Below are 4,108 nucleotides of genomic sequence, written 5' to 3'. Positions count from 1 at the left end.
GACCAGACTAATGATTGATATCAAAGTATCATAAGTTGAACGGTCTACACTGCACGGGGCAACGCTTAAATTTAGTAAGTTATTCTTTGTACGGACTATATTGTTCTATATTTAGGGACTAATGACCGCCGACCGCCGACTAATCCCGCTTCAAGCATTATAAGTAGATGACGAGGTATCCCCGCCGTGGCCTGTCCAATTGGTATGGAAAAATTCGCCCCTGGGTTTATCAATCCTTTCGTAAGTATGTGCGCCAAAATAGTCGCGCTGCGCCTGCAAGAGGTTCGCGGGCAGACGTTCCGTACGGTAACCGTCGAAATAGGTTATAGCCGTGGCAAATGCAGGGATGGAAATTCCATGTTGAATAGCTGTTGTTACTACCCTGCGCCAACCTTCCTGCGCATCTAAAACCTTAGTTGTAAAGAAAGGATCGAGAAGCAGGTTATTCAAGTCAGGATTTCTGTCATATGCTTCCTTTATCTTGCCAAGGAATGCCGAACGGATAATACATCCACCCCGCCATAACAAAGCAATTCCACCATAATTTAGATTCCAGCCATATTCTTTCGCAGCGGCTTTCATCAGCAGGTATCCCTGGGTATAGGAAACCACTTTGGAAGCAAAAAGGGCATTTCCCAAATCACGGACGAATTGCTGCCTGTCGCCTTTGAATTCTATCGCATAAATTTTCAGCACTTTGGCGGCTTCTACCCTTTCATCCTTCTGCGAGGAAAGTATCCTGGCAAAAACGGCTTCGCCTATTAAAGTAAGGGGAACTCCCAATTCAAGGGCAGCGATACCTGTCCATTTACCGGTACCTTTCTGTCCTGGGGTATCAAGGATTTTATCAACAAGCGGTATCCCATCTTCATCTTTATGACTGAGTATATCACTGGTAATCTCAATCAGGTAGCTTTCCAGATCGCCTTTATTCCAAAGATTAAATACTTCGTGCATTTCGCCGGCTGACATGCCTAAAACATCTTTCATGATCTGGTATGCTTCGCATATCAGTTGCATATCGCCGTATTCGATACCATTGTGCACCATCTTTACAAAATGCCCGGCTCCGTTTTCGCCAACCCAGTCGCAGCAAGGTGTACCATCATCAACCCTGGCAGCAATGGCCTGGAAAACAGGTTTAATTTGCGGCCAGGCTTTCTTTGAGCCACCCGGCATGATAGAAGGTCCCAGCAGGGCACCTTCTTCACCACCGGAAACTCCGGCTCCTATATACAAAAGCCCTTTGCTTTCAACATAGCTGGTGCGGCGGTTGGTGTCCGTAAATAGAGTGTTACCTCCATCGATAATAATATCACCAGGTTCCAGATGTGGCAAAAGCAATTCAATAAAGTCATCCACTGCTTGACCTGCTTTAACCATCAACATTACTTTGCGGGGACGTTTTAGATTTTTTACCAGTTCCTGAACGGAATATGTTCCGATAATCTTCTTCCCTTTTCCTCTTCCATTTACAAATTTGTCCACTTTATCGGTAGACCGGTTAAAAACTGCCACTGTAAAGCCCTTGCTTGCCATATTCAATACAAGGTTTTCCCCCATTACAGCAAGGCCAGCCAATCCAATATCTGCTAATGTATCCATGATTAATTATTAAACTTTGGAACCGGACTACATCTCTTCGATTTCACCTTTTTCGTTGACCAGTACGCCCCAGTTGACGAATACGAGATCTCCGTCAAGAAAGAAGAAATCGATCATGGCATCATCATATGATACCCGGCGTTCACCGGTGGTTTCCATTTCTATTTCTGCAACTTCATAGCCTTTCTCGGTCATAAGAGCGACTATATCTTCTTCGGTCATATTGAATATTGTCTTGCCATACATCACGGCCTCAGGATTTTCCGTTTCAATACAAGCCACCACCGACTTCTCCCTTCCTTCGAAAAATATCGTGATCCCTTGTTCATAGTAGAACAGAACTACGGTGTTAAAACCATCGACATCTTCAATATTATCAACATCTTCAGGTTGTCCAAGGTATGTGATGACTTTTTCTGAAGTGTCTCCGAAAAGAACTTCCCCTAAGCCTTTTTTGGGGATAATTTCTAGTGTTAAGGCTTTCATATTATACTATTTAAATGGTGAATCAGGTTCTTTTGCAAAATTATTATACACCAACCGGTCCATAAAAAAGGGAAATAATTTATTCAGTAACACTATCATTTTACCTTGCATAGTCATAACCAGGATTTTCTTCCGTTTTTCAACTGCATCTGCAATTTTAACCGCAACTTCATCAGCTTTCATCATGCTTTCTTCATCCCGTGGTGAATCGCCCTGAAGGGAACCATCGGCTGCCAATGCAGTATTCCTGATATTTGAAGCAGTGAATCCGGGGCATGCAATTAGAACATGCAGGCCTTTTTTCAGGTTTTCAATCCTGAGAGTTTCCAGGAAACCCTGCATGGCAAATTTGGAGGCCGAATAGCCTGTTCTTCCCGGCAACCCTTTAAATCCGGCAATTGATGATACACCGACCACGGATCCTTTGGTTTGTAATAGGTAGGGTAGAGCAAACTTAGTACAATAGACCGTACCCCAGAAATTAACCTCCATAAGGCGCCGGATAACATCCAGGTCAACCTGGTCGAACAAGGCACGCATAGAAATGCCTGCGTTGTTGATCAGGACATCAATACGGCCGAATTTTTCAATGGCAGCAGCGATTAGTTTCCGGCAATCTGCCTCAAGGCTGACATCAGCCTGAACAGCCATTACACGGGCGCCTCCGGCATTAAGTTCCTTTTCAATTTCCCTGAGCTTATCCCACGAGCGGGCTGCCAAAACAATAATAGCCCCCCTTCCTGCCAATTCAACAGACAATGCTTTCCCAATGCCTGAAGAAGCTCCGGTGATAATCACGACCTTATCTTTCATTCACAATTGTTATCTACGCAATGATATAATTTTTTTCCCGAATTGTGGTGATTATTTTTGTTAAGATTTTAAAAAATATTCATTACCAGCAGCCAAAGAATAAAAAAGTACTAATTTTGCACCCTTCAAATCGGCGAGATAGCTCAGGTGGTTAGAGCGTCGGATTCATATCCGCCAGCTGGCGGACGAGGGTTCAATTCTCTTAAATTTGTGCTTTAAAATGGCGAGATAGCTCAGGTGGTTAGAGCGTCGGATTCATATCCGCCAGTTGGCGGACGAGGGTTCAATTCTCTTAAATTTGTTCTTTAAAATGGCGAGATAGCTCAGGTGGTTAGAGCGTCGGATTCATATCCGCCAGCTGGCGGACGAGGGTTCAATTCTCTTAAATTTGTGCTTTAAAATGGCGAGATAGCTCAGGTGGTTAAAGCGTCGGATTCATATCCGCCAGCTGGCGGACGAGGGTTCAATTCTCTTAAATTTGTGCTTTAAAATGGCGAGATAGCTCAGGTGGTTAGAGCGTCGGATTCATATCCGCCAGTTGGCGGACGAGGGTTCAATTCTCTTAAATTTGTTCTTTAAAATGGCGAGATAGCTCAGGTGGTTAGAGCGTCGGATTCATATCCGCCAGTTGGCGGACGAGGGTTCAATTCTCTTAAATTTGTTCTTTAAAATGGCGAGATAGCTCAGGTGGTTAGAGCGTCGGATTCATAACCCGGAGGTCGAGGGTTCAATTCCCTCTCTCGCTACTTTTTTAACCCAGCCCCATATGCGGGGCTTTTTTTATGTATATCGTTTACTCATTATACTCTAAATCACACAATAAAATTTATATCGGTTTCACTTCCGATATGGATCAAAGACTTATAGCTCATAACCATGACAGTAATAACGGATGGACCGGCAAATGCAAGCCTTGGGTTTTAATCTATTCCGAAAATTTTGATTTAAAATCAGATGCGATGGCACGTGAAAAACAACTTAAAAGTTATCAAGGCAGAATGTTTATATGGGAGCAGGTTAAATCTTTTTTGGAAAAGCAGGAATAGAGCGTCGGATTCATATCCGCCAGCTGGCGGACGAGGGTTCAATTCCCTCTCTCGCTACTTTTTTAACCCAGCCCCATATGCGGGGCTTTTTTTATGTATATCGTTTACTCATTATACTCTAAATCACACAATAAAATTTATATCGGTTTCACTTCCGA

3 protein-coding genes and 1 tRNA gene are annotated in these 4,108 nt (G+C 43.5%); 1 reads left to right on the top strand and 3 read right to left on the bottom strand.

Going from position 1 to position 4,108, the window contains the following annotated elements; genetic code table 11:
- Positions 1-150 precede the first annotated feature (150 nt).
- From gnd to M0Q51_17085, 3 genes are read right to left on the bottom strand one after another with little or no spacing between them, the layout of a single operon-like run.
- Positions 151-1,605 (bottom strand): decarboxylating NADP(+)-dependent phosphogluconate dehydrogenase, encoded by a 1,455-nt coding sequence (gene gnd, locus M0Q51_17095; GenBank protein MCK9401686.1) that lies wholly within the window; start codon positions 1,603-1,605, stop codon positions 151-153.
- 27 nt (positions 1,606-1,632) lie between these two features.
- The gene (locus M0Q51_17090) at positions 1,633-2,091 is read right to left on the bottom strand and encodes a hypothetical protein (GenBank protein MCK9401685.1); all 459 of its coding nucleotides are present in this window, start codon (positions 2,089-2,091) and stop codon (positions 1,633-1,635) included.
- A 6-nt stretch (positions 2,092-2,097) separates the two neighbouring features.
- Entirely contained in the window at positions 2,098-2,904 is an 807-nt protein-coding gene (locus M0Q51_17085) for an SDR family oxidoreductase (protein MCK9401684.1), read from the bottom strand.
- 672 nt (positions 2,905-3,576) lie between these two features.
- On the opposite strand from M0Q51_17085, the gene M0Q51_17080 reads away from it, so the two are divergent.
- Positions 3,577-3,650, top strand: a tRNA-Met gene (locus tag M0Q51_17080).
- The last annotated feature ends 458 nt before the right edge of the window (positions 3,651-4,108 follow it).

It is taken from the genome of Bacteroidales bacterium (assembly GCA_023229505.1).
Classification (GTDB): Bacteria; Bacteroidota; Bacteroidia; order Bacteroidales; family JAGOPY01; genus JAGOPY01.
This window is presented reverse-complemented; position numbering and strand designations above follow the sequence as displayed.

Excerpts from the sequence above, each read along its gene's own strand:
- M0Q51_17090 (MCK9401685.1), bottom strand. The coding sequence starts at position 2,091 with ATGAAAGCCTTAACACTAGAAATTATCCCCAAAAAAGGCTTAGGGGAA.
- gnd (MCK9401686.1), bottom strand. The coding sequence starts at position 1,605 with ATGGATACATTAGCAGATATTGGATTGGCTGGCCTTGCTGTAATGGGG.
- M0Q51_17085 (MCK9401684.1), bottom strand. The coding sequence starts at position 2,904 with ATGAAAGATAAGGTCGTGATTATCACCGGAGCTTCTTCAGGCATTGGG.